The sequence below is a fragment of the Companilactobacillus sp. HBUAS56275 genome, assembly GCF_036913655.1.
Lineage (GTDB): Bacteria > Bacillota > Bacilli > Lactobacillales > Lactobacillaceae > Companilactobacillus > Companilactobacillus pullicola.
Map to the genome: position 1 here is coordinate 334,435 of NZ_JAYKKK010000001.1, position 17,113 is coordinate 351,547.

At 36.2% G+C, this 17,113-nt stretch carries 14 protein-coding genes; 2 read left to right on the forward strand and 12 right to left on the reverse strand.

Going from position 1 to position 17,113, the window contains the following annotated elements:
- Positions 1-20: 20 nt before the first annotated feature.
- Positions 21-686 carry a signal peptidase I gene (gene lepB, locus U8526_RS01520; RefSeq protein ID WP_334340203.1) on the forward strand — a complete coding sequence of 222 codons (666 nt, stop codon included), beginning with the start codon at positions 21-23 and terminating at the stop codon, positions 684-686.
- A 36-nt stretch (positions 687-722) separates the two neighbouring features.
- The gene (locus U8526_RS01525) at positions 723-908 is read left to right on the forward strand and encodes an LBP_cg2779 family protein (RefSeq protein WP_054642159.1); all 186 of its coding nucleotides are present in this window, start codon (positions 723-725) and stop codon (positions 906-908) included.
- 61 nt (positions 909-969) lie between these two features.
- On the opposite strand, the gene U8526_RS01530 is transcribed toward U8526_RS01525, so the two are convergent.
- From U8526_RS01530 to U8526_RS01585, 12 genes are all read right to left on the reverse strand, one after another.
- Positions 970-2,157 (reverse strand): DUF2075 domain-containing protein, encoded by a 1,188-nt coding sequence (locus U8526_RS01530; protein WP_334340204.1) that lies wholly within the window; start codon positions 2,155-2,157, stop codon positions 970-972.
- A 32-nt stretch (positions 2,158-2,189) separates the two neighbouring features.
- Positions 2,190-2,378: a 2-hydroxymuconate tautomerase gene (locus tag U8526_RS01535; RefSeq protein WP_334340205.1), complete on the reverse strand. Its 189-nt coding sequence runs from the start codon at positions 2,376-2,378 to the stop codon at positions 2,190-2,192.
- A 282-nt stretch (positions 2,379-2,660) separates the two neighbouring features.
- Positions 2,661-5,435, reverse strand: coding sequence for a MucBP domain-containing protein (locus U8526_RS01540; RefSeq protein WP_334340206.1), 2,775 nt, complete (start codon positions 5,433-5,435; stop codon positions 2,661-2,663).
- Between the two features lie 193 nt (positions 5,436-5,628).
- The gene (locus U8526_RS01545) at positions 5,629-6,630 is read right to left on the reverse strand and encodes a hypothetical protein (protein WP_334340207.1); all 1,002 of its coding nucleotides are present in this window, start codon (positions 6,628-6,630) and stop codon (positions 5,629-5,631) included.
- Between the two features lie 37 nt (positions 6,631-6,667).
- Positions 6,668-7,417, reverse strand: coding sequence for a hypothetical protein (locus U8526_RS01550; RefSeq protein ID WP_334340208.1), 750 nt, complete (start codon positions 7,415-7,417; stop codon positions 6,668-6,670).
- Between the two features lie 97 nt (positions 7,418-7,514).
- Entirely contained in the window at positions 7,515-9,716 is a 2,202-nt protein-coding gene (locus tag U8526_RS01555) for a MucBP domain-containing protein (protein WP_334340209.1), read from the reverse strand.
- 29 nt (positions 9,717-9,745) lie between these two features.
- The gene (locus U8526_RS01560) at positions 9,746-11,239 is read right to left on the reverse strand and encodes a C40 family peptidase (protein ID WP_334340210.1); all 1,494 of its coding nucleotides are present in this window, start codon (positions 11,237-11,239) and stop codon (positions 9,746-9,748) included.
- Between the two features lie 33 nt (positions 11,240-11,272).
- Positions 11,273-12,517: a C39 family peptidase gene (locus U8526_RS01565; protein ID WP_334340211.1), complete on the reverse strand. Its 1,245-nt coding sequence runs from the start codon at positions 12,515-12,517 to the stop codon at positions 11,273-11,275.
- Positions 12,518-12,927: 410 nt separating this feature from the next.
- On the reverse strand, positions 12,928-13,995 hold the full coding sequence (rsgA, locus tag U8526_RS01570; RefSeq protein WP_334340212.1) for a ribosome small subunit-dependent GTPase A: 1,068 nt from the start codon (positions 13,993-13,995) through the stop codon (positions 12,928-12,930).
- A 368-nt stretch (positions 13,996-14,363) separates the two neighbouring features.
- Entirely contained in the window at positions 14,364-15,611 is a 1,248-nt protein-coding gene (gene pepT, locus U8526_RS01575; protein WP_334340213.1) for a peptidase T, read from the reverse strand.
- Positions 15,612-15,624: 13 nt separating this feature from the next.
- Positions 15,625-16,422 carry a Nif3-like dinuclear metal center hexameric protein gene (locus tag U8526_RS01580; protein WP_334340214.1) on the reverse strand — a complete coding sequence of 266 codons (798 nt, stop codon included), beginning with the start codon at positions 16,420-16,422 and terminating at the stop codon, positions 15,625-15,627.
- On the reverse strand, positions 16,422-17,111 hold the full coding sequence (locus tag U8526_RS01585) for a tRNA (adenine(22)-N(1))-methyltransferase (RefSeq protein ID WP_334340215.1): 690 nt from the start codon (positions 17,109-17,111) through the stop codon (positions 16,422-16,424). Before U8526_RS01585 ends, U8526_RS01580 begins: the two co-directional genes overlap by 1 nt.
- Between the last annotated feature and the right edge of the window lie 2 nt (positions 17,112-17,113).

Consider the following 17,113-nt stretch of genomic DNA (forward strand, 5'->3'; position numbering starts at 1 on the left):
GTACATATAAGAGGTGAAACATGGCAGAAAATAATAGAAGACGTCAGCCTCAAAAGGAAGAGGAATCAGGTTGGAAGTTCTGGCTACAAACTATTGCTATGACGCTTGCAATCTATGCCGTTTTCTTTTTAGGGTTTAAGTACATTCTTTCTAATGACAAGGTAACGGGGCCATCGATGCAACCGACCTTTGAGAATGGTGACAAAGTAATCGCCGCTAGACATTCAAAAATCTCACGTGGTGATGTTATCGTCTTGAAAGCTCCAGACGAGGCTGGCTCATTTTATATCAAACGAGTGATCGGTTTACCTGGAGATACAGTGGTTTCTAAGAACAACAAAATGTATATTAATGGTAAACTATACAAGGAAGACTTCCTTAAGCCTGGTTCTAAATTAAAGGAACCTGATACTAGTTTATATGCTGGTAAGCCTTATAGTTATACCTATGATTTTACTTTAAGTTATCTAGCTAAGAATTCACCTGAATATAAGACACGTTATAGTAATTCTTATCTAAAAAAAGTTGAATCAACTAATAAGGTTCCTGCTGGAACTTACTTTGTTATGGGAGATCATCGAACTGTTTCAAAAGACAGCCGTATCATTGGTTTCATTGATAAAAAGAGTGTCATTGGTGAAGTCAAGTGGCGTTATTGGCCATTTACTAGATGGGCAATCTTTTAGATTTAAGTTTTAAACAAACTTATTGGAGGTAGTTTCATGGATAAACCAAATATTGCTGAAATGATAATTCAGTATGAAAAAGATAAGGATATGAACGATACACAATTTGCATTCGAAAGTCATCTTTCAGTTGAACGTGTTCACAATTTAAAATCTGGTGACTACGAAGCAACTAAAGACGAAGAAAAAACTATTTTAGAATATATTAAACTACATCAGTAAAGCAATATTTGTAGTTTACCCGAAAAAGCCGACAATCATAATTGTCGGCTTTTTCTATACCCTATTTTTGTAATTGATCAAATATCTTGGAATCATGGAAATAAATAAAACATCCTTTAACTCCACGTTTTAGTAGAACATTCATCGAATTCAAGATGATTCTTTTTTTAACATCACTTAAATTAATAATATCGTTATCATGTCGCTTCTTAAAAGCCTCTTGATCCTCATATTTGTCGATATCAACTTTAATATGACCATTTTTATCATAAGCAATGGATGGTCCAATAATTACAGCCACATAATTCAAATCAAACCCTTGAACCGTGTAGATTGAGCCAATTTCATTGATAGTTTCTGGTTTTTGAGCCCAAGTAGTATTGGAATAATTATATTGATCCCATGGCAAATGAAAATCACCTTCGTTAACGTAATGTTTTTTGCCATCCAAAGTTGACGGATAATCAGCGGTTGCTACAATACGTGACTCCCCTGCCTGCTCGTTTTTCTTTTTCAAAGCTTGATACATTCTTTCAGCATCATGATAAACTCGAAAATCATAATTACTGTTCATTGATAAGTAATCGGAATTTTGATGTTCCAACGTAGTTAGTTTTAAATTGTCGGTTAAATCGTTGATCCACTGAATAACTTTTTGTGGTGCATGCATACGCATTTGAGTCGTCAAGGTAGCACTAGCAAAATTAATTTGGTCAGGAATAATTTGTTCTAAGAATTTATCCGACCAGTAACTTTTTAATTTTAAAACTTGGTGAGCATCAAATACTAAAATCACGACTTTACTTAATTTTATAATTTCCGATAGTTGATTCTTTTGCGTGAAATTATTGTAATTGTCACTCTCACTTAACAATAAATGAGCTTCATCGATAACCACAATATCGGCTTGTTTTTGACTCTTATGCATCCGATTTATAAAAGTTGTCGGCCTGAGAAAACGATTCTTGCGTAACTGATCGAATTCACCAGCATTTTCTTGATAAACCTTTAATAACTCGGGATGATTGACCAAAAAATAATTATCAGTCTTATTCTGTTTTGCCAAAGTTTCAATTTTTAAAAATAGTTGCGTTAAGATAACACTCTTGCCCGTTCCAGCATCCCCATTGAGTTGAAAAACGGACTTCTGAGGACTTTTTAACCCCTCTTTAGTAAACGATAGTATTTGATTGAAAACCTCTTGTTGTTGCTCTGTAAGGTCCTTATTTGGGAAAACTGATTCTAACATTGTACCTCCATTAAAAAAAAGCCTTTCGGCTTTTAGTTTTCGTCACTTTTTAGAACTCCACCAACAGCATAATGTTCTTTAGCCATTTCGTTCAAAACAACATGAACATGTTCTGCAGGAGCACCAGTATTCTTAACAATGGCGTCAGTAACGTCTTTTACCATGCCCTTCAATTGCTCAGGGCTGCGGCCTTCGATAAGGTCGATATGTACAAGTGGCATAATAATTTCTCCTTTATTAATGCATGGATTGGTATGCATTTCTGCTACATTTTTACTTTAACAAACTTTTGTGAAATAACAAGGCTCCACAGTAATTTGCTATTAATATTCCAAATTACAAGCAACTATGTACTGTACATCAATTCGTCAATAAATTTTTATGAAAAATGAATAAAGAAAAAGGGATGAATCACTAGGATTCATTCCCTTTCTTTAAATTGAAAATAATTTATGGTGTTATATCAAGAAGTAAAATTTCATAGACGAAATTATTCCTAGAGTTTACATAAACATGTTAAGTTCCCCACCAAAGTCTTGAATAGCAACATACATACCGTTGTTCAATCTTTGAACACCGACGCCGACAGCAATATATGTACCATCCAACATAGCCTCGTTATGGGCAGGTGAATTTTTCCATTGTTCCATAGCATTTTGTGCCACTTCATCAGCAGTTGAACCGTTTGTTACGGCCAAGTTTTCTGCCTTATCATATGAAGCATACTTATTAATATCTGGTTGTGATTGATTTTTAAACTCGTCGTGATTGGCAGCATAAATATCATTGTTGGCATTTACATGACCTTGTTCAGTGATTGAACGAGCCACGGCGCCATTTGATAAATTAACATCCGTAGTAAGAGCTTTTAGACCCTTCGATTCACGATATTCGTTTAATAGTGAAATAATTTTACTTGCAGCAGCAGATGTATCTACACTTGATTCAGCTGCATTCTTAGTATAAGTGAAAGTTACAGTCTTATCGCCTGAAACAGTGGCTGTTTGAGTAGCATCACCTTTCACAGTATACCCGTCGACATCAACAGCTTTGGCAGTGAAGTCCTTACCAATTTCCGTTTTATCAGATTTAGCATCAGCAAGTTCTTTACCACTTTCATCAACAAACTTAGTTATGACAGTTGCAGTCTTAGGTGCTACAGCATCTTTTTTATAAGTGAAAGTAATTACTGATGAACCATCAGCAGCTACTTTAACAGACTTAGTTGCTTGATCAGCTGTATAGCCATTAACTTTAACAGCATCCTCACTAATAGTTGAATCAACTTTTTGATCTTTCAAAGTTTTGGCGTCAGCTACATCTTTACCTTGATCGTCAACATATTTAACCGTCACATTGGCAGTCTTAGTTTCTGGTGTCGTACTGGAATCTTTTTGGTAAGTGAAGGTTGTGCTGTTACCAACATCTGGATTAACAAGCAAATCTGTTGTTGGTATAGAGATTAATTTGTATCCTGGAATATCAATTGCCTTAGCAGTAACCGTTGAACCTACTTTTTCAGTTGTCACTTTATCTTTAGCAATACGGATTGCATTTTCATCCTTGTACATAACAGTTATGTTAGCAGTGGCATCGGCTGGCAAATTGATTTTTGCGTCTTCACTTGATTTATAAATGAAAGTAATTGTATTACCAGCTTCATTAACTATAATTCTGTCACTCGTATTCGAATATAGAGTATAGCCGGCTACTTTTGGAGCCAAAACAACAAGTTCTTTGCCGACTTCTTGTTTTTCAGTCTTACTGTCAGCGATCTCTTTACCATTTTCGTCAACATACTTAAGAGTTACATTGGCTGTTTTTGCTGATGGATCAATAGGAGTACTGTTCTTTTTGTATGTAAAGTTTATATCTGTGTCACCTTCAGCTTTAGCAACAATAGTCTTACTTGCTTCAACTGGAGTGTATCCATCAAGAGTAGGAGCTGTAAAAGTCTTTTCTTTCCCTAGTGGAGCCATATCCCATCTGCCCACTAATTCCTTACCTTGTTCATCGAGTAAATGAATACTTACAAACTTACTTTGAGCACCTGTTGGATCGGCATCATCCTTAGTGTAAGGAACAGTGAAGATTTCACCATCAAGTAGAACTTTATATGTTCCATGTTCTTCACTTGGCACTACTGTGTAACCATCAAATTTAGGTGCATCAATTGTAATGCTTGAATTTAATTTAACTTTACGTGTTTCAGTCTTTAAGACATATGTATCGTTTGTTGTAGTTGAACGTTTGATGTAATTAATGGTGATAGTGACTTCTTTATCAGAATCAGTTGGATTGGTTGGAGTAGTAGTTGAGCCACCATTGTTTTCACTATCTTTTGTATAAGGAATATTAAATTCTTCGCCATCAAATTGAACTTTATAAGTCCAATGATCTTCACCAGGTACAACTGTATAACCATTGAATACAGGTGCATCGATTGTAATATTTGAATTTAATTTAACTTTGCGTTTTTCAGTTTTTAAAATATATGTATCGTTTGTTGTAGTTGAACGTTTGAAATAGTTGATCGTAATAGTAACTTCTTTATCGGGATCAGCTGGAGTAGTAGTTGAACCACCGTTACTACTATTATTATTGTTAGTATTTCCGTTATCAGTTGTAGTAGATTCTGCATCTGGTGCGTTCTTAGTATAAGTTTTCTCACTTCTTGAAGAAACGCTTGTTAGAGAAACGTTGTTAGCCTTGATCCACTCGTTGGTAGCGACACGGTAATAGGTTTGACCGTCAACAACTACTTTAGTATCGGTCTTCCAAGCTGTATTATCGCCTAGGCCACGGTTAGTGATAAGTTGAGGACCACCGTCAGCTAATGGATTTGTGTAAAGTTTAGATTCAACATTAGTAAGAACGACACCTGTTAAATCTTGTTTTGATGTTTCGTCGGCTAGATCCATTTGGTTAGCATTAGCGTATTCGTTGCCACCAACTAATAGATAAGTTTCACCATCAACACCTTTTACGGCCTTAGCAGTTTTCCAAGCTGTACCATTTCCTAAACCACGATTAGCTTTATGAATGTTGCTAGAAGTAACGTCACTCCAAAGTTGTACGAAAGTGCTATTACTTGAACTTGCTACGGCAACATTATTAACAGCACTAGCATCAACAGTTTTTTGACTCAACATAGTAGCACTGAATAATGTAACAAAAGTTAGGCCAATTGTTAGCCAACCTTTCTTTGAGTGTACAAGTTTTACACGGTATGTTTTGTCTTCTAAAGCTTTGTTTAAACGTTTCTTTTTAAAATCCATCTTTTTTCTCTCCCTTAATTAATTCCCTATTTTTATTTCTTAATTTTTAGCGTAGTCACGAAATGCTTACGTTAATCGTTATCTGTCATTTCAGAGTTATTGGTCTCATAAAGTTTGTCTTTAACCTTTATTCATAAACAGTAATTAACTTATCCCATAACTAAAACAATCTTTAGCAATTGTCTATTGAAGTCTACTCCCTGCCAAAGGTGTACCATAACCAACTTGTTGCATTTCCGTTACGACGGTAAGGAGATGAATCATCAGTATCACTTTTCATATAGACATATCCGTTTTCAGCAACAATAATTTTGTTTGTTATGCTAGTATCATCAGGATCTTGCCAATAAACTTTATAGTGTGCAGTTACATCTTCCGTACTGTCATCATTTAGATCTTCGTCATTTGAATAAACCGTACAATTGAATTCACCTTTTCGATAATGAAATACTGTATCTGAATCTCCATTAAGTAGGTAACTACCCTCTATGAATTTTTGAAAATCTTTTAAATTATGTATATGTGTCTTATCAGAAAAATCAGAGTCATCCCAACTACTTTCGTCTGTATTTTCATCTTTATCTTGATTGTCTTGGCTAACAGTAGATTGATTGTTTTCTTTAGGAGTTACTTTTTGCATTTCATTATCTATATCATCCACTGCATAGTCTTTAGACCATTTTTTATAGTTTGGAGTGCCACTTACCGTGCCATAGTCCAGCATGTCAATAGTTCCAAAATTTGTACTTTTTGTCATTAGATGAAGCTTATTGTTTTTACTAAGTTTAAATCTTAACTTCTTTGGAACAATGTTAGAGTTTGAAGAAAATGTATATTGATTCTTACTAAGTTGTTTTAATGTTCCTTGATAAAAATTGGTATTTTTAATGTTATACATAAGAATATTTTTGCCTTCAACTCTATAATTGCCTGTTAATAAAGCAAAAATACCACTATTTTCTGCATTTGATACAGGATAACCATATTTCCAAATAAATTTATCACCCTTAAATGCAATGCCATTTTCTATAGAATCTGTTGAAGGACTCATGAACCCTCGACCATCTAATGATTCTTTTTTACTAACCTTAGTTACCTTATTGTCATTATTAGAAACTTTTGACTGATTGTTAACACTACATCCCGCTAATAACAATGTACAGAAAATAACTGTTGCAATAACTCCTCTTCGCATTCTCCTTAAATCCCTCCAAAATAATTATGTTTCATTTTTAATGATTTTGTGAGTCGATAAATTGTTGATGAAGTTCTGGACCAACCTTCTCAGGATCTTTTACTTCTAATCCTGGTTGTGGTTTTAAGTCAACTCCATCTTCATTACCTTGAATCACATCACCATCGTTCACAATCATGAAACTATTGACACGAGCACCAGATTGAACTGCACGAGGATAGCGAGAACCTTTTCCAGTAAAGCTGACATCTGTTGGTGTCGTTGACATGATATCGCCAACAGTTGGCCATTTAGCAAAAACAAATGAAGTTTGCGTAGGATATCTGAGATAACCTTCGCTATTTACTTCATACGTACCCTTTTCAAAAGTAATCCCAGGATCCGCCGTAGCATTATTTGCTCTAGTCAAATTGTAAATGTACTCACCATTGCTCTTTAATAGAAGCGTGTATGTGTCACCTTTAAAGGTACAAGTATATGGAACATCAAAATACTTCTTTGGAGTTTGCGACCTTGCATCTGAATCTGATGTTTTATCAGAAGTGTCTGATTCTGAAGCATTACTGTTACTATCATTATTAGTGTCTGAAGATTTCTTCGTATCAACAGCAGGCTTTGTGGCTTTCTTCTTTTTCTTGGGTTTTGCCCTTACAGTTTGTTCAGTTTTGTCTGCGCTAGCCGAACTACTTTCGGAAGGTTTGTTGTGTTCCATCCCCATAACTATTCCAGCAATCAGAACAACTGCTAAAACAGCAATCCCTCCGATAATTTGTAATACTTTTTTCATTATTAAATCCCTTTCAAAATACTAAACATAATAAAAGCCCTAACGTATTGTTAGAGCCTTTATTTTTGGAGTAAAACGACGATACTATATAAACTATTTACATACCGAAATCTTGAACACCATAAACAGTTCCATTTGATGAAATTCCGACTGCAAATCCTCCTGCTACATAGTTTGGATCCAGAGCGTTATCAGCATGTTCCTCATCACCTATCTCTGTATTGAAAATGTGACGAGCCCATTGGGAAATATCTTTGCCATCTGATCCATTCATTCCAATATTTTCACCGACACCACTGTGTTCGTAAACATACTTAGCTAGGTGTGGTTCTTTACGGAAATCTGATCCATCAGGTTGTTCATGTCCAATGAAGTTCTCTTGTTGATCTATTCCGTAAACAATTTGGGCAGCACGAGCTTCAGCACCCGCTTGTAAATCACTATTTAACTCAAGAGGTGGAACATTGTGCTCTGCTCTAAATTCATTTTCTATCTTATATAGTTCAGCATTCAATTGAGAGATTACTTGCTTCATCTTAGTTTCGTTTCTTCTGTACTTAAATGTAACTATTGTATCGGCGTAGATACCACCTTTACCACTGATAGTAACAGTCTGTTGAGTTGGACCAACAATGTCATATCCTAGAACATCCGGTGCATCAACCGTTACTTTTTTACCAATTTCTTCGCGTCTCTCAATTCCGTTTCCAACAACATAGCCTGTATCGGCACTAAGCAATTGAATGGTCAATGGAGCTTTAGCCTTAGTGGCATTCTTCGTATACTTAAATACCAAAGTTTTATCACCGGTTACGGATTTTATTGTTTGAGTATCATCGCCATCTAACGTATAGCCTTCAACATCCTTAGACTTAGAAGTATATGGTTTAGCATTATCAGTTTTTTTAACTAGAGGATCAGCTATATCTGTACCATTGGCATCCACATATCTAGTTGTGATTGTTGATTGTTGGACTGGTTCAATCTCTTTATCATACTCAAAGTTAATAACATTATTGTCCGCATTCACTTTAATAGATTGACTAGCTTCACCGTTCAATCTGTAACCGCCAATAGTAGGTGCACTAAACGTACGTGTTGTATTAACCTCTGCGGTTGTAGTTGTAGCTGATCTAATCACATTACCCTTAGCATCTAAGTAGTTCAATGTAACTGTTGCAGTTTTAGGTGTAACGGCATTCTTCTTATATTTAAATGTAACAGTATTGCCATTCTCACTAACTTTAACAGTTTGACTCTTAGCACCGATTAATGTGTAACCATCAATATCTTTAGCATTAACAGGAACATTAGCTCCGTAGTAGCCTGATTGGTTATCGGAATCAGCAATAGAGTTACCCTTTTCATCTACATAGTTAACTTTAATATTGCCTTCTTTTGTTTGGTGATAAACGAAGGTTACTTCATTAGTACCTTTATGAACCGTAATAGTTTGGGTCATCTTTTCAGGCATCCAACCAGTAGTATCACGTGATTGAGCATCAAATATCGAACCAACTTCTCTGGTGAAAGTTTCGTCATCGCCAAACTTAGTACCATCCGCTTTCACATGATGAACGATAATAGTAGCTTTTTGAGTTGTTGGTGTAGTAGTACCGCCATTGTTATGGTTAGTATTACCAGTAGTTGAACCACTATTATTATTATTTTGGTTTGTCTCAGTTGAACCATTGTTGCTGTTACCAGTTAAATAAGCGTCTTCAGCTTTGACCCATTCATTTGTAGCGACACGATAATAAGTTTCCCCGTTTACAACAACTTTTTTATCGGTCTTCCAATATGTGTCTCTACCTAAAGCACGGTTGGTAATTAATTTGGCACCTTGTGTTGGATCACCATATAGTCTAGTGATCTTCTTGTCTGTTCTTGTATGAACTACCCCTAGTAGTCCTTGTGATGATGTCTCATTTTGAAGAGCCATATCTTTAACATTAGCGTATTCATTACCACCAACTAATAGATAAGTTTCGCCATCAACACCCTTAACAGATGCAGCAGTCTTCCAAGCTGTACCATTGCCTAAAGCACGATTAGTTTTGTGAATACCATTGGAAGTAACGTCACTCCAAAGTTGGACGTAATTTCCTTTTGCTGCTTTAGCAATTGCTACATTATTAGTTGTTGAAGCGTCGACAGTTTTTCCGCCTAATGCTGTGAAACCTAACAAAGTAATAAAAGTTAAGCCAACTGTTAGCCAACCTTTTTTACTGTGAACTAATTTCACACGATATATCTTATCTTCAAGCGCTTTATTTAAACGTTGTTTTTTAAAATTCATTTTCTACAAACCCCTCAGTATAACTTTGATTATGAAAATACTCTCTTAACACCGGCGATATTTCCACGGTTACCGTAAATTGAGTGTACTTGAACGGCATATGGCCATGATTCAATCATTGTGTCGCGGTTTAATAGAATACCTACATGCCAAATAATTCCTGTTGATGGGTCAGTGAAGAAAATCAAGTCTCCTCTTTGACGGTTATTGAAGTTGATATGTGGAATTCTTGCATCTGCCCAGTAATCACGACTGTTCCATTCATGACCTGGTTGTGCATGTTGAATATTTGAAATTGGAGCTGAATCAACACCTGAAGCGTAAAGTGCTTGTGTAACTAGTCCTGAACAGTCAACACCGTAAGCAGGCATACTTGCAGCACCAGAGATCCAAGTCTTACCAAGATACTTGTATGCTTGGTTGATCATAGCTTCAATATGTTGTGAACGTGTACTTGTAATGTTTGTTTGAAGTGGTGCTACATAAGAATCAATGCCGTACCAGTCAGCTTCTGAGTAACCCATAGCTTTCCATGTTGCTAAGTTAACAACACCTGTAACAGGCAATCCTTTTCTAGCTTGAAGTGATCTAACACTTGAGGCTACTGAGCCATCATAAATTGTGTGGGCATTTGAGTAACCAAAGTATCTTCTAACTAACCAAACTTTGACACCTTCAACACCGTTGTATAGGTCATATCCAACAGAACCACCACTAGGCTTGATTTGACTATTTTGAATTTGTAGCCAACCATTTGGATTTTGATAAGCGGGGCCAACAGCTGAATCGTCACTGTTTAGCCAAATATCATTACCAATTTGGTAGTAAGTTCTGCCGTTGGAACTGTCTGTACGATCATATTTCCAAACTGAATTTGCAGCGTAGTTGGCTTGACCATTCTTGTAGAATCCAGCTTCATTACGTGAATAACTAGCAGCTCCCCATGATTTAACACGAACAACACCGTTTGCTTGATGTCCATATGTCAAAACGACATTGTTAGCATTAGCGTATTCGTTTGTAGCAACACGATAATAAGTTTGACCATTATAAACTAATTTTTGATCAGTTAGCCAAGCTGTGTTCCCACCTAAAACTCGGTTAGAGATAACTGAACCATCTTGAGCATATAGTTGTGTATAGCCCTTTGTTGTAACAATTCCCTTTAAAGGTGTGATGTTACTTGCAGTAGCATTAGCTTGTGTAGTTGCTTGAGCTGATGAATCTTGTGCTTCTGGTTGTGCTGCTTGAGTATTGTCTTCAGTTGTTTGTGAAGGTTGAGTAGCTTGTTGATCGTTACTTTGTGCTACTTGAGTTTGATCATCATTAGCTACTGATTCTTGATTTTGATCCTCAGTAGTAGTTGTTTGTGTTGTTGGTGCTTGGGCAACAGCTTGTGATTTAGCCACTTGTTCAGTTGCTTGACCTTCAGTTGTTGTATCAGCTTTAACGCTTTGTTGTGACAAAGTAACAGCAGCTAAAGCTACACCACAAACAAAAGCAAATTGAAACTTTTTATTCATTTTTCTTTCCCCTTAATAACTTATTGCACGTCTTTATTGCGTGTTCCAATTATTGATAAATTGATTGATCCCCATTTGGAGAGTTTGATTAGTCCAGCAATCGTTGTAGTAGACATAATTCTTGTCATAGCCCGTTACAACTAAAGCGTGGTATGGAAAACCATAAAGTGTATTCCATGTCACAACTGGATGACCGATGTTAATTTGATATTTGATAGCGTTGAATCCTTGACCAGTCAAATTTTTGGCTGTGCCGGCATATTTTTCGACTAAATTCATCAAAGCTGGTGGAAAAATCGTAATTCCAGTCCCATCCCAAGGTTGACCAATATAGCCATAATTAGGATTACTGCTACGAGGCATTTCTCTAGCCATTTGCATCTTATTAACTTTGGCCCCAGCGTATTGCAACATCATTGTTACAGCGGTAATCTCACAACCGTTTGGTAACTCTGGTCTTTGAGCAATCAAAGGCACTCCAGAGATCCATTTAGCATCTTGATATTGACCTTGACTGAGAACAACGTAATCTTGAGGTACCCAAGTATTACCGCCGACTTGATACCAATCTTTGCCACCAAAATGAGCACGACTGTTGACCTTCCAACTGCTACCAGTTGGTAAATTATTTCCTAAGTAAACGGCTTTATCACCGAAACCTTGGAAATCGTGAACACTGGCACCACTCTTATAAACAACAGTTACAGTTCCGTTATATGGTTGAGCATAATCTCGATAGGTTCCCATCGTTGAATCAACATATTCAGTTGTGGCAACTCGGTAATAAACTTTGTCTTTATAGGTACGACGATAATCAGCACGCCATGCAGTATTTGGTCCTAAATAACGATTTGTAATTGGCTTGTCGTTATTATCGTGAAGATTGGTAATACTGCCACCGATAGTAAACACACCATTGATTGCTTCATCATGATAAGTTGGTTGTGCTTCCTGAACGGCCTGTGTAGACTGATTAGTTTGTGCAGCAGACGATTGAGTATTATTCGGTGTCGCTGTGGAATCGTTGGCTTGTTCAGATGAATCGTTTTGATTAGTAGTTTCTTTTGAAGCCTCAGGAATAAAAACCCAATTTGAATTTTTATTATTGTCAGAAACGGTATCTGTTGTTTCTGTTTGAGTACTTGCTTGTGCTTGTGCTTGTGTCGTTACTGTTTGTTGTTGATTACTAGTGTCTTCATCAGCTTTGACGACTGTGGTTGACAAAAGGCAACTAGAAGCAAATAAAGTCGCATAAAGCAATTGTTTTTTTATCAACATATTCTCCCCTAAAAATAAGTTTTATAAATAAAGCATTAGCAATTTTCCTTTTTTCCCATTAAAACCCCCGACATAATATGACATGAATAATTCGATATTAATAAGAATGTCATTTTTTACATGTCCCTTCAAATACAAACGGCATGTAGAGTTGCTGTACTTTTTTGCTATTATATTTTTGAATTTTTTAATTGTATTTTTGCGTAAAAAATAGAGTTCTAATTAATTTGGACATGCTTTTTTTCACATATTTTTACCATTTTTGTTATATAAATTGACTATTGTTTAATTTTTTGGATGTTTTTTTTTTGTTTTATGTTTTCGTAAAACATATTATTTTACTACATTGTTATCGTTATTTTTGCAAAAAAATAGAACATCATTAATTTGATGTCCCATTTTTCGAAATTTTAACGTCGTTTGATTTGTTGCATGTGTTGACGCAATTTTTTCATGGCTTTTTTACCGCCAAACATTTGATTTATTTTTTCGTTTTCCAATTCACGCGAATTCATGCCGCTATACGACATTTCTCGTTGTAATTTTAAGTAGCTCTTCAATCGTTCCGCATCCAATTGACCATCGTTGACAGCTTGTTTTACAGCACATCCAGGTTCAGTTTGGTGTGTACAATCACGGAAACGACATTGTTTTGCTAATTCCGTTATATCTTCAAAAGTTTTAGAGAGATTACCGACGAATAATTGTAGTTCTCTCATACCTGGGGTATCAATTACAATTCCACCATTCGGTAATAATAACAGCTGACGTGATGTTGTGGTATGACGGCCCTTATCGTCACCTTCCCTAACTTGTTTGGTCTCCAATTCAGAATTTCCCGACAACCAATTGATCAAAGATGACTTACCAACACCAGATGAACCAACGAAAGCCACCGTTTTTTGCGGCTTTATATAGGTTAACAATTCTTCTAGTCCAGTCCTTGTTTCAACTGAACAGATGACTATATCTACACCCATACAAACATCTTCAAGTTCTTGTAATTTAGTAGCCAAATCATCACATAAATCCGACTTGGTTAATACTACAACTGGAATAGCCCCACTATCCCAAGCCATAGTCAGATAACGTTCCACTCTTCGTGGATTAAAGTTGGCATTCAACGACATACAAATAAAAATGGTATCGATATTACTAGCAATAATTTGACCATTACTATCATTTCCTGAAGCCTCACGCGTTAAAACACTTTTACGTGGAGTAACTTTTTGGATGATCCCGGTACTGTTAGCTTCTAAAGAGGTTAACACCCAATCTCCGACAGCCGGATAATCGATTGTATTATCGATTTGATGATGTAACTTACCAGAAATCTTAGCCTGTAAAAATCCTTGGTTGGTTACGATTTGATACAGATCTCGATGTTGACTAGTTACTCGAGCCCAACTTAATCCTTCCGTGTTTTCTGATGATTTGATTTCATTTGTAAAACCATATTTTTCTATATTATTATTCAATTTTATTCCCTTCACAAGTGACGGTACTCTAAAACTTGCGAAAAAAAGGGTGCAGTTTACCCACTGCACCACAAAAAGAGAAAAGGTATCTTTTGTCCATTCGCAAGGCATTAGGGTACACAAAATAAGATAGGTTCTAGACCTATTTTTTCTATGTTCTAATGAAAATCCTATTAAATGAACAGCATACGCGGTTCCTCCGTTATTATATTACCGCTAAGATAGCATTATTATTTTAATTCGTCAATCGATTTTAATACAAGGTTACATAACGAAACTACTATGAAGCTACTATATTTAAGCGGAATATTCTAAGTATACAAAAAAAGCTCTAGTCAAGGATTTCCCTCAACTAGAGCTAAATTGAATTATTTCTTATTTTCACTATTTATCTTAATAATTTCAAGAACTACATCAACGGCTTTTTCCATTGACTCTTCAGCCACATATTCAAAGCGTCCATGCATATTCTCGCCACCAGCAAACAAGTTAGGTGTTGGTAGACCCTTAAATGAAATAGTTGAACCGTCAGTCCCACCACGAACTGGTGCTTCATCAGGTTTAATACCAAGGTTTTCCATAGCCTTTTCAGCGACCTTAACGACATCCATATGATCCTTGATAACATCGATCATGTTGTAGTATTGGTCGGCCATGTCAATCTTCACAGTACCTTCACCATACTTATCGTTTAATTGTTTAACGATTTCAGTGACCTTATTCTTACGTGCTTCCAAACCATCACGTTCAAAATCACGAATGATATAAGACATATCAGTATGATCAACTGTTCCGTTTTCTTCTAGTAAGTGGAAGAAACCTTGACGTCCATCAGTTTGTTCTGGCACTTCGTCAGCGGGCAAAGCATCTTCAAATTCACGGGCAATAGTCAATGAGTTGATCATGATTCCCTTAGCTTCTGAAGGATGAACATCTTTACCTGTAATATGTACTTTCAATCCAGCAGCACTGAATGTTTCATATTCAAGTTGACCCACAGGTCCACCATCAACTGTATAAGCAAAATCAGCACCGAAGTCTGGCACATCAAAGTTCTTAGCACCGGTTCCGATTTCCTCATCAGGTCCCAAACCAATCTTGATCTTACCGTGTTTGATTTCTGGATGAGCAATTAAGTATTCCATTGTTGTAATGATTTCCGCAACACCAGACTTATCATCTGATCCTAGAAGCGTATCACCACTAGTAGTGATCAATGTTTGACCAGCGTATTTCGTCAATGAAGGGAATACTTTTGGATCTAGTGTGTATTCACCGGCATCATCAAGCTTAATAACACTCTTGCCATCATAGTTTTCAACGATTTTTGGTTTAATGTTTTCTGAATTAAAATCAGCAGTATCAACGTGAGAAATCAATCCCAAAACGGGGACCTCATAGTCAAGGTTAGATGGTAGTTCGGCGGTCAAATATGAATCAACCTCACGAATTTTAACATCTTTCAGACCAATTTCTTCTAATTCAGCGGCTAACTTCTTTAAAAAGACAGTTTGTCTTTCAGTTGAAGGAATTGTTGTCGAATTTTCATCTGAACGAGTATTTTGTTTAACGTATCCTAAGAAACGAGGAATTAATTTTTCATATTTTATTGCCATTACTACACTCTCCCTATAAGAAATTATATGGTTCTGTATCTACCTCTGATTGTACTATATCTAGGTCCCATTTATTAGATTTTTTCCAATCTTCTAACAAACTTGCCATTTCTTTTATAAAGATTGCTTCAATATGATGTCCGGGATCGATTACATTTAGACCATTTGCCATCATATCGTGCGCAGTATGATAATAAACATCCCCGGTAATAAAGGTGTCAGCGCCTGCTTTGAGGACTTCTGGATAAAACTTTCCCGCGTCACCACCAATTATGGCAACTTTTTTAACTTTTTGACCTAAATCAGATTTTACATAACGAAGATTAGGAACATGATAAGCATCACGAACTTTTTTAGCGAAATCAACTAGTTCCATGGGTTCTTTTAACTCGCCTATACGTCCCAGAGAATAGTCGTCATCCTCATTCAAATAACTAGCATTTTCTAGGCCTAACTCCTCCATTAACCAGTCATTCATTCCACCATGGGCTTTATCCAAGTTAGTATGAACTGCATGCACAGCAATATTGTGTGATAACAAATCGCGATACATTTGGTTTTGTGGTGATGTTAAATCTAAGTTACGTGCTGGATGAAACATGATTGGGTGATGAGCCAAAATGAAGTCAACATTCTTGTCGATAGCTTCTTTGACTACTTGTGGACGAACATCCAATGTCGTCATGAGACGATGAACAGTTTGTTTACGATTGCCGATTTGGAAACCTGTTGGGTCACCATCTTCTTTAATTGACAATGGAGCAAATTCTTCGATTCGATTAATAATATCTTGAACTTGAACTTCTACCATTATAATATCTCCTCAATATATTTAATATCTTGGTTCATTAAATCAATTTTTGTTTGGTCAATCTGTTTGGCGTGGGACATGTTCTCGACTGCTTTGTGGTAACTATTTAATTTATGTTGCCACTTGGCAATAAAGGTTGGCGTCTTCTTAGTCATTAATACGGGACCCATTAAATACTGGGCGTCTGTTAAAGGCTTTCCTTGTTCAACTTTGTTAGCTTTAATAATTTCATAAACGTGATGGTCTTCTTCAACGATATCTTCATCAACGATTTCAAAATTATTTTCAACTAACCAATGACGTACCAGCGGTTCACCAATGTTAGGTTGTAAAATCAACGTCTTAACATTAGACAATTGAGCTTCTGTGGCTCGTGTGAGAATATTTTGAATCAAAATACCACCCATACCAGCGATTACGACAGTATCAATCTGATCCTCTGGTTCAATGACGGCTAAGCCATCACCCAAACGAACATCGATCTGTTTGCTTAATCCAAATTTATTAACGTCTTCTTTGGAACGTGACATTGGACCTGGAGCAACTTCTCCAGCAATTGCAAATTGACAAATTTTTTCTTCAATTAGTTCTACTGGCAAATATGCATGATCTGATCCAATATCAGCTACTCTTGTATTTTTATCAACCATTTGATAAACGGCTTGTAATCTTTTTGAAAGTAAAGTCACTT